The 15,354-nt window shown below is 71.3% G+C and carries 14 protein-coding genes; 10 read left to right on the top strand and 4 right to left on the bottom strand.

What is annotated here, in order from left to right; translation table 11 throughout:
- Window positions 1-74 precede the first annotated feature (74 nt).
- Genes ACIQI8_RS32220 through hutI form a run of 3 tightly spaced genes read left to right on the top strand, consistent with a single transcriptional unit; the run spans window position 75 to window position 3,822 of the window.
- Window positions 75-1,277 (top strand): allantoate amidohydrolase, encoded by a 1,203-nt coding sequence (locus ACIQI8_RS32220; RefSeq protein ID WP_402359676.1) that lies wholly within the window; start codon window positions 75-77, stop codon window positions 1,275-1,277.
- Window positions 1,274-2,629 carry a formimidoylglutamate deiminase gene (locus ACIQI8_RS32215; protein WP_402358157.1) on the top strand — a complete coding sequence of 452 codons (1,356 nt, stop codon included), beginning with the start codon at window positions 1,274-1,276 and terminating at the stop codon, window positions 2,627-2,629. Before ACIQI8_RS32220 ends, ACIQI8_RS32215 begins: the two co-directional genes overlap by 4 nt.
- Before the next feature lie 20 nt (window positions 2,630-2,649).
- Window positions 2,650-3,822 carry an imidazolonepropionase gene (hutI, locus tag ACIQI8_RS32210; protein WP_402358154.1) on the top strand — a complete coding sequence of 391 codons (1,173 nt, stop codon included), beginning with the start codon at window positions 2,650-2,652 and terminating at the stop codon, window positions 3,820-3,822.
- Window positions 3,823-3,892: 70 nt separating this feature from the next.
- On the opposite strand, the gene ACIQI8_RS32205 is transcribed toward hutI, so the two are convergent.
- Both ACIQI8_RS32205 and ACIQI8_RS32200 read right to left on the bottom strand, forming a co-directional pair.
- On the bottom strand, window positions 3,893-5,401 hold the full coding sequence (locus ACIQI8_RS32205) for a ricin-type beta-trefoil lectin domain protein (protein WP_402358151.1): 1,509 nt from the start codon (window positions 5,399-5,401) through the stop codon (window positions 3,893-3,895).
- A gap of 232 nt (window positions 5,402-5,633) precedes the next feature.
- Window positions 5,634-6,551 carry an RNA polymerase sigma factor SigF gene (locus tag ACIQI8_RS32200; protein WP_402358148.1) on the bottom strand — a complete coding sequence of 306 codons (918 nt, stop codon included), beginning with the start codon at window positions 6,549-6,551 and terminating at the stop codon, window positions 5,634-5,636.
- A gap of 235 nt (window positions 6,552-6,786) precedes the next feature.
- Between ACIQI8_RS32200 and ACIQI8_RS32195 the strand changes: the two genes are divergently transcribed.
- The 6 genes from ACIQI8_RS32195 (at window position 6,787) to ACIQI8_RS32170 (ending at window position 12,064) form a co-directional block, all read left to right on the top strand.
- Complete coding sequence (locus ACIQI8_RS32195; protein ID WP_402358145.1) at window positions 6,787-7,164, top strand: STAS domain-containing protein; 378 nt, start codon at window positions 6,787-6,789, stop codon at window positions 7,162-7,164.
- Between the two features lie 217 nt (window positions 7,165-7,381).
- A complete protein-coding gene (locus tag ACIQI8_RS32190) occupies window positions 7,382-7,936 on the top strand; it encodes an ATP-binding protein (protein ID WP_402358142.1) in 555 nt (184 codons plus the stop codon).
- Window positions 7,937-8,087: 151 nt separating this feature from the next.
- On the top strand, window positions 8,088-8,786 hold the full coding sequence (locus tag ACIQI8_RS32185) for an LPXTG cell wall anchor domain-containing protein (RefSeq protein ID WP_402358139.1): 699 nt from the start codon (window positions 8,088-8,090) through the stop codon (window positions 8,784-8,786).
- 34 nt (window positions 8,787-8,820) lie between these two features.
- Window positions 8,821-9,639 carry a hypothetical protein gene (locus tag ACIQI8_RS32180; protein ID WP_402358136.1) on the top strand — a complete coding sequence of 273 codons (819 nt, stop codon included), beginning with the start codon at window positions 8,821-8,823 and terminating at the stop codon, window positions 9,637-9,639.
- Entirely contained in the window at window positions 9,636-10,760 is a 1,125-nt protein-coding gene (locus ACIQI8_RS32175; protein WP_402358133.1) for a hypothetical protein, read from the top strand. Before ACIQI8_RS32180 ends, ACIQI8_RS32175 begins: the two co-directional genes overlap by 4 nt.
- 86 nt (window positions 10,761-10,846) lie before the next feature.
- The gene (locus ACIQI8_RS32170) at window positions 10,847-12,064 is read left to right on the top strand and encodes a hypothetical protein (RefSeq protein WP_402359673.1); all 1,218 of its coding nucleotides are present in this window, start codon (window positions 10,847-10,849) and stop codon (window positions 12,062-12,064) included.
- A gap of 45 nt (window positions 12,065-12,109) precedes the next feature.
- Here ACIQI8_RS32170 and ACIQI8_RS32165 read toward each other — a convergent pair whose 3' ends face one another.
- Window positions 12,110-12,709, bottom strand: coding sequence for a Uma2 family endonuclease (locus ACIQI8_RS32165; RefSeq protein ID WP_402358130.1), 600 nt, complete (start codon window positions 12,707-12,709; stop codon window positions 12,110-12,112).
- A gap of 167 nt (window positions 12,710-12,876) precedes the next feature.
- On the bottom strand, window positions 12,877-14,373 hold the full coding sequence (locus ACIQI8_RS32160) for an oligopeptide:H+ symporter (protein WP_402358127.1): 1,497 nt from the start codon (window positions 14,371-14,373) through the stop codon (window positions 12,877-12,879).
- A gap of 298 nt (window positions 14,374-14,671) precedes the next feature.
- Here ACIQI8_RS32160 and ACIQI8_RS32155 point away from each other — a divergent pair, with 298 nt between their 5' ends.
- Window positions 14,672-15,349, top strand: coding sequence for a response regulator transcription factor (locus tag ACIQI8_RS32155; protein ID WP_124003719.1), 678 nt, complete (start codon window positions 14,672-14,674; stop codon window positions 15,347-15,349).
- Window positions 15,350-15,354 lie beyond the last annotated feature (5 nt).

Genomic DNA, 15,354 nt, shown 5'->3' with positions numbered 1-15,354 from the left:
TCGGCGGCCCACAGCCTGAACGGACTGGAGGTCGCAGTCAGGCCGTGAGCCACAGCGCGCCCTCCTTTCACGAGATGTGGCGCGAGTTGCTGCCCATCGGGCGCCACCCCGACTCCCGCGGATACCGGCGCTTCGCCTGGACCGGGGCCGATGCCGAATGTCGGGACTGGTTCAGGGCGCAGGCCGAGAGCCGCGCTCTGACCTACGAGCTCGACCGGAACGGGAATCAGTGGGCCTGGCTCGGCGACCCGGGCGCCGGGGACGCCGTCGTCACCGGGTCCCATCTCGACTCCGTGCCCGATGGCGGGGCCTTCGACGGGCCCCTCGGAGTCGTGTCGTCCTTTGCCGCACTCGATGAACTGCGCCGCAGGGGAGCGCAGTTCGGCAAGCCCCTCGCGATCGTCAACTTCGGGGACGAGGAAGGGGCCCGGTTCGGGCTCGCCTGTGTCGGGTCGCGACTGACCGGTGGGCAGCTCACCGTCGAGCAGGCGCACCGGCTGACGGACGGAGACGGGGTCACGCTGCCTCGGGCCATGGAGGCCGCCGGCTACGACCCTGACGCCATCGGCCCCGATCCCGAACGGCTCGCCCGTATCGGCGCGTTCGTCGAACTCCATGTTGAACAGGGCCGCGCCCTGGACCTCTCCGGTGACCGCGTCGGCATCGCCAGTGCCATCTGGCCGCACGGGCGGTGGCGGTTCGACTTCCGGGGCGAGGCCAACCACGCCGGTACGACGAGGCTGGTGGACCGGCGGGACCCAATGCTCTCGTACGCCGAGACCGTGCTCGCCGCCCGCCGCGAGGCCGAACTCGCCGGCGCCGTCGCGACGTTCGGCAAGATCGCCGTCGAGCCGAACGGCGTCAACGCCATCCCCTCCCTGGTGCGCGGCTGGCTCGACTCCCGCGCCGAGGACCAGGAGAGCCTCGACCAGGTGGTCGGCGGTATCGAGAAGGCGGCCCGCCAGTACGCGGAGGCGCACGGCATCGACCTCGACATCGTCAGGGAGTCCTTCACCCCCGTCGTCGAGTTCGACCACGCCCTGCGCGACGAACTCGCCCGCATCCTGGGCACCGGAACGGAACTGACCGTCCCCGTCCTGGGCACCGGCGCGGGACACGACGCCGGAATCCTCTCCGGGAGCATCCCGACCGCCATGCTGTTCGTGCGCAACCCCACGGGCGTCTCGCACTCCCCGGCCGAGTTCGCCGCCGAGGACGACTGCGTGGCCGGGGTGACCGCACTCGCCGACGTATTGGAAGGGCTGGCCTGCAGGTGACCGGGACCCGCACGTACTGGCTGGAGCACGCCTGGCTCGACACCCACGTCGAGCCGGGCGTCGCCCTCGACACCGAGGGCGGCAGGATCACCGCCGTCCGCACCGACGTGACCGCGCCGCCGCCCGGCGCCGAGGTGCTGCGCGGCCTCACCCTCCCCGGTCTGGCGAACGCCCACTCGCACGCCTTCCACCGGGCCCTGCGCTCCACCGTCCAGGTCGGCTCCGGCACCTTCTGGACCTGGCGCGAGGTCATGTACTCCGTCGCCGACCAGCTGACCCCGGAGACCTACCACGCCCTCGCCCGCGCGGTGTACGCCGAGATGGCGCTGGCCGGGATCACGGCGGTGGGCGAGTTCCACTACGTCCACCACCAGCGCGGCGGCACCCCCTACGCCGACCCCAACGCCATGGGCGAGGCCCTCGTCGCGGCCGCCGCCGACGCCGGCATCCGCATCACCCTCCTCGACACCGCCTACCTCGCCGCCGGCATCGTGAGCGAGCACCGCGGTGAGCCGCCCAACGCCCACCAGCTGCGCTTCTCCGACGGCAGCGCGGAGGCCTGGGCCGAACGCTGTTCACTTCTCAAGGAACGGGATCACGCGCGGATCGGAGCGGCCGTCCACTCGGTGCGGGCCGTGCCCGCCGGACAGCTCGCGACCATCGCCCGGTGGGCCGAGGAGCGGCGGGCCCCGCTCCACGTCCACCTGTCCGAGCAGACCGCCGAGAACGACGCCTGCCTGGCCGCGCACGGGCGCACACCGACCCGGCTCCTCGCCGACCACGGTGTCCTGGGACCGCGCACCACCGGCGTCCACAACACCCACCTCACCGACGAGGACATCGCCCTGATCGGCGGCAGCGGCACCGGCACCTGCATGTGCCCGACCACCGAACGGGACCTCGCCGACGGCATCGGACCCGCCGTCGCCCTCCAGCGCGCCGGCTCCCCGCTCTCCCTCGGCTCCGACAGCCACGCCGTCATCGACCTGCTCGAAGAGGCCCGCGCGATGGAGCTGAACGAGCGCCTGCGCACCCGCACCCGGGGTCACTGGACCGCCGCCTCCCTGCTGCGCGCCGCCTCCGCCGACGGCCACGCGGCGCTCGGCTGGGACGAGGCGGGCACCATCGAGGCCGGCGCGCTCGCCGACCTCACGACGATCGCCCTCGACTCGGTCAGGACGGCCGGGCCGCTGCCCAGGCTCGGCGCCGAGACCGCCGTATTCGCGGCGACGGCAGCGGACGTACGGCACACGATCGTGAGCGGCCGGCACGTCGTGCGCGACGGGGCCCACACCCTCGTACCGGATGTGCCCGGGGCGCTCGCGCGGGCCGTCGAAGCCCTGCGGGCCTGACCACCACCCACGAGGACGCCATGAGCAGCACTGCCATCACCAACATCGCCACGCTGGTCACCAACGACCCCTCCCTCGGTGACAGATCCCCCCTCGGACTGATCCAGGACGCGGCGCTCGTCATCGACGGCGACCGGGTCGTGTGGACCGGTGAATCCAGCAAAGCACCCGCCACTGACAATCGGGTCGACGCAGGCGGGCGGGCGGTGCTCCCTGGTTTCGTCGACTCGCACTCGCACCTCGTCTTCGCGGGCGACCGGACGCAGGAGTTCAACGCCCGCATGTCCGGCCGCTCCTACACCGCGGGCGGCATCCGCACGACGGTCGCGGCCACCCGAGCCGCGAGCGACGAGGCCCTGGCGGCCAACCTCACCCGCTACCTCGCCGAGGCCCTGCGCCAGGGCACCACGACCTTCGAGACCAAGTCCGGCTACGGCCTGACCGTCGCCGACGAGGCCCGCGCCCTGCGCATCGCCGCCGCCCACACCGACGAGGTGACGTATCTCGGCGCGCACATCGTGTCGCCCGACTACGCCGACGACCCCGCCGGTTACGTCGCCCTCGTCACCGGCGAGATGCTCGACGCCTGTGCGCCGTACGCCCGTTGGATCGACGTGTTCTGCGAGAAGGGCGCCTTCGACGGCGACCAGGCCCGCGCGATCCTCACCGCGGGCAAGGCCAGGGGCCTGCACCCGCGCATCCACGCCAACCAGCTCTCCTACGGTCCCGGTGTGCAGTTGGCCGTCGAACTCGACGCGGCCAGCGCGGACCACTGCACCCACCTCACCGACGCGGACGTCGACGCCCTCGCCGGCGGCGACACGGTGGCCACGCTGCTGCCCGGCGCCGAGTTCTCGACGCGGGCCCCATGGCCGGACGCCCGGCGGCTGTTGGACGCGGGCGTGACCGTCGCCCTGTCCACGGACTGCAACCCGGGCTCGTCCTTCACCTCGTCCGTGCCGTTCTGCATCGCCCTCGCCGTACGGGACATGGGCATGACCCCCGACGAGGCCGTCTGGTCCGCCACGGCCGGCGGCGCCCGCGCCCTGCGCCGCGAGGACGTCGGCCGCCTCACCGCGGGCGCCTACGCCGACCTCACCCTCCTCGACGCCCCGAGCCACGTCCACCTGGCCTACCGCCCGGGCGTCCCCCTCGTCACCGGAGTCTGGCGCCGAGGCGTCCGCCAGGTCTGAGCCCGTGCCGGGGAGGCCGGCAGGGGTCGGTCCCGGACAGCCCCCGCCCCGAAAAGCGGCCGGCCCCCTCTCAGGCAGCCCCCGCCCGCCACCGCTGCTCCGCGCCCCCGCTGAGCGGCTCCATCCCCACCCCGTCGCCGCCCTCCGGCGTCACCCCGGTCAGGATGGCGACCGCCGGGCGGATCACGCCGTCGGAGTCCACGGTGAAGGTCAGGTTGTCGCCGTTGTCGCCGTCCACCGAGTCGCACTCCCAGATGCCCACGCCCTTGTCCACGTCACCGCGGTTGTCGAGGCAGAAGTCGGGGTCGGCGGCCGACTGCACGACCCCGCGCCCGGCATCGACCCGCCAGCGCTGCGTACGGGACCCGGAGCAGGGGGCCGTGATCACGTCCGTGCCCTTGGACAGGTCGCCGTCGCGGATGTCCAGGCAGCGGCCCGAGGAGACGTTCACGACCTGCGCGTAAGTGCCGTTGGGGGCGTGCGCCGGAGGGGTCGCGGGGGACGGGCTCTTCGATTTGGTGGGGGTCGAACTCGGCGTCGGGGACGGGGAGTTCGACGGCTTGCCGCTGGTGGCCGATGGCGACGGCGTAGCCGACACGGTCGCCGTCACCGTGACCTGCGGCGCGCTGCTCGGTGTACCGCCCGCGCCCGCCGCCCGCCCGGACGTCGAGGACGGCGCCGTACCGCCCTGGGTGAGCAGCAGGACCAACAGCGGTGCCAGCGCCACCCCGAGGGCGGCCGAGGTGAGGACGAGTCGCTTGGACGGTGGCCAGGAGGACGGCTTCGCAAGGGACTTGGGGCGCTGCGGCGGCTCGCTGCCGGTGTACGCCGTGCCCGCCCACGGCAGCAGGCCCTCGGCGAGCGCGGTGCGCGGGGTGTCGCGCAGGGCGCTCAACTCCTCGTGGGCGGCCGTGCAGTGCGGGCAGTGCGCCATGTGGGCGTGCAGGTCGGCACTGTCGCGGGGGTGGTCGGGCCGTACCGACTCCTCGATGAGCCGGCGGAAGTCGCCGCACTGCGGATCGTCGGAGGCCGCGAGCCGGGTGCGGAGGCAGGCCTGGCCGAGGAGGTGGAGGGCCGCGTCGGTCTCGTACGCCACGTCTTCGGGGGTGATGCCGAGGAACTGGGCTGTCGCGGGGGCGGGTTGGCGCTCGACCGGGCCGTACCAGATCAGGCCCTGGGCCCGGGACGGGAGGGTCTGGAAGGCGGCCGTCATCGGGGGTACGAGGCCGCCGGGGCCCGTCGTGTTGAGGACCAGGAGCAGTCCGGGGTCCAGGGCGGCGGCGCGGTCGTCGGTGGCCCAGGACGCGGCGGTGCGGGCGGTGAGCAGGAGGAGGTGGTGGCGCCAGGGGCCGCTCGGTTCGATGCCGCGGGCCGTCTCACGGGCCGCCGACGTGAACGCCTGGGCGGCGAGTTGGCGGGCGGAGGTGTCGCCGCCGGCGCACAGACGGGCGTAGGCGAGCACCGACTGCTGGTGACGGGCGCGGAGTTCGCGCAGGGCCGGGTAGGCGGTGGCGGTGCTGGTGCGCAGCAGTTCGGTCAGGCGGGCGTCGGACGCGCCCGTGTGCAGCCCGGTCTCCACAGAAACCTCTTCTCCCGCCGGGCTCCTGACGTACCGGCCAGTTTGTGGGGACCATAGTGAGGCAAGTGACTCGGTGGGAGAAGGGGTTTCTGCGGGTAACCGGGGAACCGCCTGGCAGGGCCCGGGAGACCGGTGCGGGGGAGGGGCCCGGACATGCCGAGTGCGGTGTGCCGGACGGGCACACCGCACTCGGAAGCTCACCGCCCCACGGTGTCTCGGGCAGGGCGGGAGGTCACTCCTCGACCGTCAGCCCCTTGCGCAGGCGCACCAGGGTTCGCGTCAGCAGTCGCGATACGTGCATCTGCGAGATGCCGAGTTCGTCGCCGATCTCGGACTGGGTCATGCCCGCCACGAAGCGCAGCGAGAGGATCTGCCGGTCCCGGGACGGAAGCTCGGCGATCAGGGGCTTGAGCGACTCGACGTACTCGATGCCCTCGATGCCGTGGTCCTCGTAGCCGATGCGGTCCGAGAGGGCGCCCTCGGCGTCGTCCTCCTCGGGCTGGGCGTCCAGCGAGGAGGCGGTGTACGCGTTCGACGCGGCCATGCCCTCGACGATCTCGTCCTTGGAGAGGCCGAGCCGCTCCGCGAGTTCGCCGACGGTGGGGGACCGGTCGAGCTTCTGGGCCAGCTCGTCGCCGGCCTTGGCCAGGTCGAGCCGGAGTTCCTGCAGCCTGCGCGGTACGCGTACGGACCATGAGGTGTCACGGAAGAAACGCTTGATCTCGCCGACGATGGTCGGCATGGCGAAGGTCGGGAACTCCACGCCCCGGGAGAGCTCGAAGCGGTCGATCGCCTTGATCAGGCCGATGGTGCCGACCTGGATGATGTCCTCCATCGGCTCGCTGCGGGAGCGGAAGCGGGAGGCGGCGAACTTGACCAGCGCGAGGTTGAGCTCGACGAGGGTGTTGCGGACGTAGGAGTACTCGTGGGTGCCCTCTTCGAGGGACTCCAGGCGTGCGAAGAGCGTCTTGGACAGGGCTCGCGCGTCGACCGGCCCCACCTCGGCGAACGGGGGGATCTGTGGAAGTCCGGCGAGTACATCCGTGTCGGTGCTCTCGATGGGATCCAGATGTTCCTGTTCCGGATGGGGTGTCGACGTCGCCTGTGGGGCGTGCGGTGCGTCGAGCCGGGGTGACATGATGTCCTCCATCGTTCTCGGCATATGGCTGCCGAAGCCAGTGCGTGCACTGCGGTGTGCGGCGCCTCCAAAGCCGGCCGTGTCGGTTACGTACCTCTAGCCCTATCCGGTTTCCCACGCCTCCCGCAAGTGCTTTCTATGGCCATATGTCCGCTTTCCGGCGGTTGTTCGGGTGTCGGAGAGTGTGAGGAAGGCGTAGTGTTCGGGAGCATCAGTCAGCAGCCACCACGTCGGGAGAGAAGACGGCATGGACCGCGGGACGGTCGGCAGCGCACAGTCTGGTCGGCTATTGGTCGAGGTGCGGGAAGAGGGCCACAGCGCCGTCGTGACCGCGGCGGGTGAGTTGGATCACCACACCGCCGACCTGTTGCGCGAACCGCTCGACGACTGCCTCGACAAGGGATTCAACCGGCTCGTCGTGGACTGTTCACGACTGGAGTTCTGCGACTCCACCGGTCTCAATGTGCTGCTCGGCGCCCGGCTGAAGGCCGAGGCCGCCGGGGGCGGGGTGCATCTCGCCGCGATGCTGCCGGTGGTGGCGCGCGTCTTCGAGATCACCGGGGCGGACGCGGTCTTCACCGTCCACGACACCCTCGAAGCGGCCCTGGCCGCCGAGGCGGGCTGAGGCGCGTGCGGAACACCGGCGGTCTGCCTCGGTCACCCCTGTCCCCAGGGGGCATTCCGGGTGTTACGCGTTCCGCGTCACATCCGGGGGTGTTCCGCCGGTTCCGTCGGGCAGGAGACATCCTGAACATGGTCTGTGGGCACAGTGACGGATCGGCCGTCGATGTACGTACTGACTTCTGAAACGTGAACTGGTGAATCGGTGAGGTGAAGCGCTGATGAGCACCACCCGGCCTTACCCGCCGGGCGACCGCGGCCCGGAGCCCAGCGGCGCTTCCGGGGCGTCCGACGGGGGCGTGGCGGCGACCGGGGGAGATGGGGACGCGGCCGTGCCGCCGACGGAGGCTGCGGCGGCCCCGGTGGGCCGGCAGGTCCGCACGCTGAACTTCGACGGCGCCAGCGGGGTCGTACCGCTCGCGCGTGACTTCGCCCGCCAGGCGCTGTACGCGTGGGGCTGGCTGCCCGCCGAGTCGGCCGACCGGCGGGCCACCGCGGAGGACGTGCTGCTCGTGGTCTCCGAGCTGGTCACCAACGCCTGTCTGCACGCGGAGGGTCCCGACGAGCTCTGGATCAGCGGCGACAACAAGGTGATCCGGGTGGAGGTCTCCGACCGCGGCGCGGGCGAGCCGGCCCCCCGCACCCCGCACCGCGCGGGCCGCCCCGGCGGCCACGGCATGTTCATCGTGCAGCGCCTGTGCCTGGACTGGGGAGTCGTACGGACCCCGGGCGTACCCGGCAAGAAGGTGTGGGCGGAGCTGGGCGCCCCGGCCTGACGCTCCCGCCCCCGGAGGCACGGCCTCCACTCGAACCTCCTTGCGTGCGCGCCGGATCCCCACAACTCCGGCGCGCTTCGTGTCTTCCTTCCTCACGACCCCGGGCGTACCTTGACGGCCGATCTGATGTGCCGTCAGGAATGAGGGGATCGTGTCGTACCACAAACGAACCGCCGTGCTCGCGTCCGTCGCGGCCCTGGCCGGCTCGGCGGTGCTGATGACCGCCCCCGCAGCCAACGCCGAGGTCGTGAGCGTCAACTACCAGTGCAAGACGCCGATCGGTGACAAGAGCGCCGTCTCGCCCATCGACATCCAGGGCGTCAAGAGCGGCAGCGGCTACAAGATCACCATGTCCTGGCAGAAGGGCGTCTCCTCCAGCCCGGTCGAGCTGGGCAAGGGTGCGATGAACCCGAGCGCCACCATCAAACTGGGCGGCGCCGACAGCGGGACGATGAACGTGACCGGACCCGCCAACCAGGCCGCCATTCCCGCCAACACCCCCATAAAGATCAACGACTTGACGGGTACGTACACCCCGAAGGCCACCGGGAAGGTCACCTTCACCCCGGCGATCCTCACCATCAAGGCGCTCGGCACCACCACCACGTGCACGCCGTCCAACAGCCCGGGCGCGGCGCTGACCCTCGACGTGACCGCCGCGGGCGGCTCCTCCGGCGGCTCGTCCTCCGGCGGCACCTCCCAGAGCGGCACCGACTCGGGCGGCTCCCTCCCGCAGACCGGCCCGGACGACTCCGCCATCGCGCTCGGCACCCTCGGCGGCACCGTGCTGCTCGCGGGCGCGGCGGGCGCGCTGTGGCTGACCAGGCGGGGCCAGGCGGTACGCCGCTGACGAACACCGTCCGTACGACCGCTGGAGCCGCCGGATGCGTGTCCTGTTCCTGTCCGCTTTGCTGCTGCTGGCCGCCGCCCCGACGGCGAGCGCCGCCGAGGGCTGGTCCCTCGCGCCCGCCGGCGGCTCCCGCCCGTCCTTCTACGCGGAGGGCGAGCCCGGCACGCCCCTGCGGGACACGGTGTCGGTGACCAACCGAGGCCAACGGCCCCTCACCGTACGGCTGTCGGGCACCGGCGTCCGGATCGCCTTCGCCGAGAGCCGGGTACGGGTGCCCGCCCGCACCCGCGCCGACATCCCCTTCACGGTGACCGCCACCGGCGACCGCACCGGCGAGCTCGTCGCCCGCGACCAGGACGGCCGACGCGCCAGTGTCCCGCTCCGCCTGCGCGCGGCCGCCCCGACCCTGTCCGCGCTGACCGTCGAACACGTCACCGTGCACCTCGACCACATCGCGTACGAGCTGGTCAACCGCGGTACGACCGTGCTGGTTCCACGCCTGGCCGTACACGCGGACGGCCTCCTCGGCGCGGTCCTGGACCGCGCCCCGCGCACCCTGCCCGTCCACCTCCGCCCCGGCGAGCGCCTCGACCTCACCGAACCCTGGCCCGGCCACCCCGCCCTGGACGCGGTCGACGTCCGCCTCACGGCGACGGCGGCGGGCGGAGCCCACGACAGCGCGCACGCCTCGGCACGGTTCGTGCCGTGGGGGGCGGTGGCGGGGGTCGCGGGCGCGGTGGCGGCCGGGGGTGCCCTGTTGGTCGTACGACATCGAAGGCGGCGGGCGCGGGCGGACGACGGGGCGGCTCAACCCTCGCGTACGGAAGTCGAGTTGACGGGAGCGGTGCTGTGAGCGGCAAGGTTCGGACATCTGGGCCGAAGGGTCGGATACCCGCGCTGGTCGCGGTGCTCGCGCTGCTTCTGCTGGCCTTGGCGGCCACGGCCGCGGCGGCGGACGGGCCGGTCGTGAAGTTGTCCAAGTCCCAGGCGGGGACCGGTGGTTCGATCACCGTCAGCGGCAGCGGATGGCGGGCGAACGCGCTGCTGATGATGCTGATCTGCGGCCAGGCCACGCCCGCCCGGGGTGTCGTCGGCGGCACCAACTCCTGCGCCAACAGCGACGGTCGGGCCGTCACCACCGACGCCAAGGGCTCCTTCGGCAAGAAACTCCCCGTCTCCGAACCGCCCGTGCCGTGCCCGTGCGTGGTGCACGTGGCGACCGTGACCGGCGCGAAGTCACAGGCGGACGCGGTCCTCCAGGTCGCCGGCCACGCGGTCGAACCGCTGCCCGCCGAGACCGCCGGCGGCCGGCTCTCGGTCCTCACCGACACCCGCCTCGACGGTTCTGGCGGACTGCTCACCTGGTTCGGCGCCCCGCCCTCGCGGACCCTCGACTTCACCGTCGGCAACGTCGGCACCTCCGCCGTGAAGAACCCCGTCTTCCAAGTCGGTACCTCCCACGGCGTGTTCGCCCCGCAGTGGGAGGAACAGGAGTGGCGCGGGACGATCGAGCCGGGCCGGAAGGCGCGGATCGAACTCCCCGTCGACCTGGCCGCGGGCGCGCACGGCGACTACACCGTCTCCCTCAAGTACAGCGGGAAGGTGCTCGCCGAACAGCCCTGGGGCGTGGGCCGGCCGTGGGGCGTGACCCTGTTCTGGGTCCTGGTCTGCGTAGTCGTGCCGGCCGCGCTGTTCCGTATCGGCATGGCGGTCGTCGACCGGGTCCGCCCGCGCCGCGCGGGCGGCCTGCGCCACCGGGGCCTGCGCCTGCCCGAACTCAGCCTCCACCGGCCGAAGTTCACGATCAGCCGGACGCCCGCCGAGGCGCCCACCGCCGCTTCGACCCTGCCGTGGTTCACCCCGGACTCCGATCCGGGCACGGCCGGTCGGCTCTCCGCACCGCACGACGACAGTCAGCCGAGTCCGTCGGCTCCCACGGGTCCGACGACTCCCACCAGGAAGGGATCCACGTGAGACAGCCGAGGAGAGTCACACCGGCCCGGAGAGCGGGGGCGGCGGGCGCCGCCCTGGCCCTGTGTTCGGCCGGCGTCCTGCTGGGCATGGCCGCCGCGCCCGCGCAGGCCGCCGAGGTGTCGTACGCCACCCACTGCGTACCGCCCGCCGGTATCGACCCGGTCGACGGCACCACGAAGGTCGAGATCACCGCGCCGGCCACCGCGAAGGTCGGCGACACCGTCGACATCGTCTGGAAGTTCACGCAGGCCGCGTCCAAGAACCCTGACATCATCGACCTGCCCGCGAACTCGGTGCAGCCCTCGGGCACGCTCAAGGCGGCCGGCGCACAGACCGCGGCCGTCGCGATGCAGGGTCCGCGCGAGAACCCGGCCATTCCCAAGGGCGCCACCATGGTGCTGTCCGACATGAAGGGTTCGCTGAAACTGACGACGGCCGGGGAGGTCACGCTCACCCCGGACGCCTACAAGGTCAACGCGTTCGGGACGGACACGGCCTGTTCGCCGACCCAGACGGTGCCGAAGGCGGCGACGATCACGGTGACGGCGGGCGGCGGCGGCACGGGCACTCCTACGCCGACGGACACTCCGACCAAGACGCCCACGGCCACGCCGACCGCTTCGGACACACCCACGGCCACCCCGAGCGAGAGCGACGGCACCGGCGGGCAGACCGACTTCACCGGCAAGGAGGTCGACATCCCGTACACCTGCCAGTCGCCCCTCGGTGAGAAGAAGGCGACCTCGCCGATCCAGATCAATGCCAAGAAGGACGGCGGCGACTTCGACCTCACGGTCCAGTTCAAGAAGTCGGTGATGGACAGCCCGGCCGACATCCCGGCGGGCTCGGTCAAGCCGTCGATGGACGTGATCGTGGCCGGCGCCGACTCGGGCTCGGTGCACGTGGAGGGCCCCCTGAACGCGGACGCCATCAAGACCGGCGACCCCATCGCGATCCCCGACCTCACCGGCACCTACAAGCCGGGCGCGAGCGGCTCCTCCACCCTCTCCCCGGGCATCCTCACCATCGAGGCCCTCGGCACGACCACCACCTGCACACCGGACGAGACAGAGGTCTCGCTGACCCTGGACACGACGGAACAGGCGAGCGGGGTCTCGGGCGGTTCGTCGACCTCGGGCGGCGGCACGTCGTCCGGCACGTCGTCGACGACGAGCGGGGGACTGGCGGCGACGGGTTCCGACAGCCACGGCGGCCTGAAGGCGCTGGGACTGGTGTCCGGCACGGCGATCCTGCTGGGCGTGGGGGTGTTCACGTTCATGCCGGGACGGCGACGGCTGCGGTAGGCCTGGCCGGCCCGGGGCGGAGGCGCTGTGTGCCGTGACGAACCGTCACAGATTCCGCAGCGCCTCCAGCGTGATGTCCACGTCGACGTTGAAGGGGACCGGCAGCTTGAGAGCCGTGTGGTGGATGCCGGTCAGGATGTACGTCTTGGACAGCGGGTCGATCTCGTAGACGCGTACGACCGGGTGCTGGTCGGCGCCCGTCATCTCGACGAGCCAGAAGTTCGGGATGCCGGCAGCCGCGTACTTGCGCGGTTTGGTGTCGCGGTCGCGGGCCTCGGAGTCGGGGGAGATCACCTCGACGGCGAGTTGCACGTCGGCCGCCTGGAACCGTGTCTGGTCGAGGCCGGTGACGGCGTCCGCGCGTACTACCGAGATGTCCGGTTCCGGGCCGTTGCGGTCGTCGAGGATCACGGTCATCTCCCGAGTGATCTTCAACTTCGAGGGTGCGGTACTGCGCAGCCCATTCACCAGAAGATCGATCATCTGACTGTGGAAGAGGCGTTGCGGACTCACGAAAACAAGGCTCCCGTCGATGAGCTCAGTGTGCGGCGGGAGATCGGGCAGTGTGAACAAGTCGTCCACGGTGTAGCCGTCCTGAGGCGGCATCGGCCAGCGGTGCGCGGTCTCGACACGCTCGGCGGTCATGGTTCCTCCCATGGACGGGATCCTCGGGCCCTCGCCACCACGGTAGCCGTGGAATCCGTGGAACGTCATCACATCGAGTGATCAAGGCGTGACAAGGCAGAAGGGCCCCACCGCACCCGAAGTGCGCCAGGGCCCTCCTGCTCAGACCGCCGAGCCGGGAACGTACGTCAGTGCACGTCCCCCATGAGCTCCCGCACCTTCCTCCGGTACATCCACACCGCCGCGCCCGCGATCACCGCGAGCACCGCCTCCAGGGCCACGATCCCTGTCTTGTTGAGGTCGACGCCGGCGATGGAGAGCAGACCCGTCGTCGCGTCGCCCGCGGTGACCGCGAGGAACCAGACGCCCATCATCTGGGAGGCGTACTTCGCCGGTGCCATCTTCGTGGTGACCGAGAGGCCGACCGGGGAGAGGGTCAGTTCGCCGACGGTCTGGACGAAGTAGATGCCGACCAGCCACAGCGCCGCCGCCTTGTGACCGCCGTCGGCGATGCCGAGGGGGGCCAGGAAGAGGAAGAAGGACGCGCCGATCAGGACCAGGCCCATCGCGAACTTCGTCGCCGTGCTCGGCTCCTTGCCGCGCCGGGCCAGCGCCAGCCACGCCCAGGCGAAGACCGGCGCGAGCGCCATGATCATGACCGGGTTGACCGACTGGTACCAGGAGACCGGGAACTCCCAGCCGAAGACCGTGTTGTCGGCGGAGGAGTCCGCGAACAGGGACACGGTCGAGCCGCCCTGGTCGTAGATCATCCAGAACACGGCCGCGGCCACGAAGAACCAGATGTACGCGGACATCTTCGACTGCTCGGCGCGGTCGAGGTCCTTGTCCCGCTTGATCCGGGCGATGACCAGCACCGGGATGACCAGTCCTGCCACGGTGATCGGGACCAGCAGCCAGTTCAGGGTGTAGTGGCCGGAGAAGCCGACGACCGCGTAGAAGACGATCGCGACGGCCGCCCAGAAGCCCGCCTTGCGCAGCGTGGCCGCCTTCTCCTCGGCGGACATCGGCGTGGGGACGATGTCCGAGCGCGAGCTGAGGTGACGGGTGCCGAGCAGGAACTGGGCCAGCCCCAGCGCCATGCCGAGCGCGGCGAGCGCGAAGCCCAGGTGCCAGTTGACGTTCTCCCCGACGGTGCCGATCACCAGCGGCGCGGCGAACGCGCCCACGTTGATGCCGATGTAGAAGACCGTGAAGCCACCGTCGCGGCGCGGGTCGTCCGGGCCGTCGTAGAGGTGGCCGACCATCGTGGAGATGTTGGCCTTCAGCAGTCCCGAGCCGATCGCGACCAGGCCGAGACCGCCGTAGAACGTGCCCGCGCTCGGCAGGGCCAGGGTGAGGTGGCCGAGCATGATGATCACGCCCGCGACGGCGACGGTCCTGCGGGGGCCCAGGACCCGGTCCGCGAACCAGCCGCCCGGCAGGGCGAGCAGGTACACGAGCGAGAGGTACACCGAATAGATCGCGGTAGCGGTGGCCGCGCTCAGGTGCAGGCCGCCCGGGGCGACCAGGTACAGCGGGAGCAGGGCTTTCATGCCGTAGTAGGAGAAGCGCTCCCACATCTCGGTCATGAAGAGGGTGGCCAGTCCGCGGGGGTGGCCGAAGAAGGTCTGCTCGGAACCGGGGGTGCCCGGAGTCACCGAGTCCTTCGTCAGGCTGGACGCCATGGGTCGATCCTTGCTGATGGGGGACAGCCCGCACACAAAAGAGACCTTCAGCCGCAAAGCTCGCTAAAGGTCCCCGGTGTCGCTACAGGCATTCGCATCACCATACGGCAGGACACTGCCGGATATGGAAGGACTTGAGACACGGATCACAGGTGGCGGCGGAACCGCAAGCCTGTTTCCAAGGTCTCTCCCACGATCGCATCCCACAGACAGAGGTTCGCACCAGAACGCCCAAAGGTAAGAATCATGGGGGCCGATCACACCCCAGCTCAGGTAAAGAGCGGTCTACCATCACCTCATGACCCGTGTACTGCTCGCCGAGGACGACGCGTCCATCTCGGAGCCGCTGGCCCGCGCCCTGCGCCGGGAAGGCTATGAGGTCGAGGTGCGTGAGGACGGCCCCACCGCGCTCGACGCCGGGATCCAGGGCGGCATCGACCTGGTCGTGCTCGACCTCGGTCTGCCCGGCATGGACGGCCTGGAGGTCGCCCGCCGCCTGCGCGCCGAGGGGCACGCCGTGCCCATCCTCATCCTGACCGCGCGCGCCGACGAGGTGGACACCGTCGTCGGCCTCGACGCGGGCGCGGACGACTACGTCACCAAGCCCTTCCGGCTGGCCGAGCTGCTGGCCCGGGTGCGGGCGCTGCTTCGGCGCGGGGCGGCGGAGCCGGCGCAGCCGCCTGCCACGCACGGCGTGCGCATCGACGTCGAGTCGCACCGTGCGTGGATGGGGGACGAGGAACTCCAGCTCACTGCCAAGGAGTTCGACCTGCTTCGGGTTCTCGTGCGGGACGCCGGGCGCGTGGTGACTCGTGACCAGTTGATGCGGGAAGTTTGGGACACGACGTGGTGGTCGTCGACCAAGACGCTCGACATGCACATCTCCTGGCTGCGGAAGAAGCTGGGCGATGACGCGGCGAACCCTCGGTACATCGCCACGGTGCGTGGTGTGGGATTCCGGTTCGAGAAGAGTTGAGTGCG

The organism is Streptomyces sp. NPDC092369 (assembly GCF_044755245.1).
GTDB lineage: Bacteria > Actinomycetota > Actinomycetes > Streptomycetales > Streptomycetaceae > Streptomyces.
The sequence above is the reverse complement of the archived record's forward strand: the minus strand, read 5'-3'. Positions and strand labels throughout refer to the sequence as shown.

Excerpts from the sequence above, each read along its gene's own strand:
- ACIQI8_RS32160 (WP_402358127.1), bottom strand. The coding sequence starts at position 14,373 with ATGGCGTCCAGCCTGACGAAGGACTCGGTGACTCCGGGCACCCCCGGT.
- ACIQI8_RS32155 (WP_124003719.1), top strand. The coding sequence starts at position 14,672 with ATGACCCGTGTACTGCTCGCCGAGGACGACGCGTCCATCTCGGAGCCG.
- ACIQI8_RS32195 (WP_402358145.1), top strand. The coding sequence starts at position 6,787 with ATGGACCGCGGGACGGTCGGCAGCGCACAGTCTGGTCGGCTATTGGTC.
- ACIQI8_RS32165 (WP_402358130.1), bottom strand. The coding sequence starts at position 12,709 with ATGACCGCCGAGCGTGTCGAGACCGCGCACCGCTGGCCGATGCCGCCT.
- ACIQI8_RS32220 (WP_402359676.1), top strand. The coding sequence starts at position 75 with ATGTGGCGCGAGTTGCTGCCCATCGGGCGCCACCCCGACTCCCGCGGA.
- hutI (WP_402358154.1), top strand. The coding sequence starts at position 2,650 with ATGAGCAGCACTGCCATCACCAACATCGCCACGCTGGTCACCAACGAC.
- ACIQI8_RS32180 (WP_402358136.1), top strand. The coding sequence starts at position 8,821 with ATGCGTGTCCTGTTCCTGTCCGCTTTGCTGCTGCTGGCCGCCGCCCCG.
- ACIQI8_RS32170 (WP_402359673.1), top strand. The coding sequence starts at position 10,847 with ATGGCCGCCGCGCCCGCGCAGGCCGCCGAGGTGTCGTACGCCACCCAC.
- ACIQI8_RS32200 (WP_402358148.1), bottom strand. The coding sequence starts at position 6,551 with ATGGAGGACATCATGTCACCCCGGCTCGACGCACCGCACGCCCCACAG.
- ACIQI8_RS32190 (WP_402358142.1), top strand. The coding sequence starts at position 7,382 with ATGAGCACCACCCGGCCTTACCCGCCGGGCGACCGCGGCCCGGAGCCC.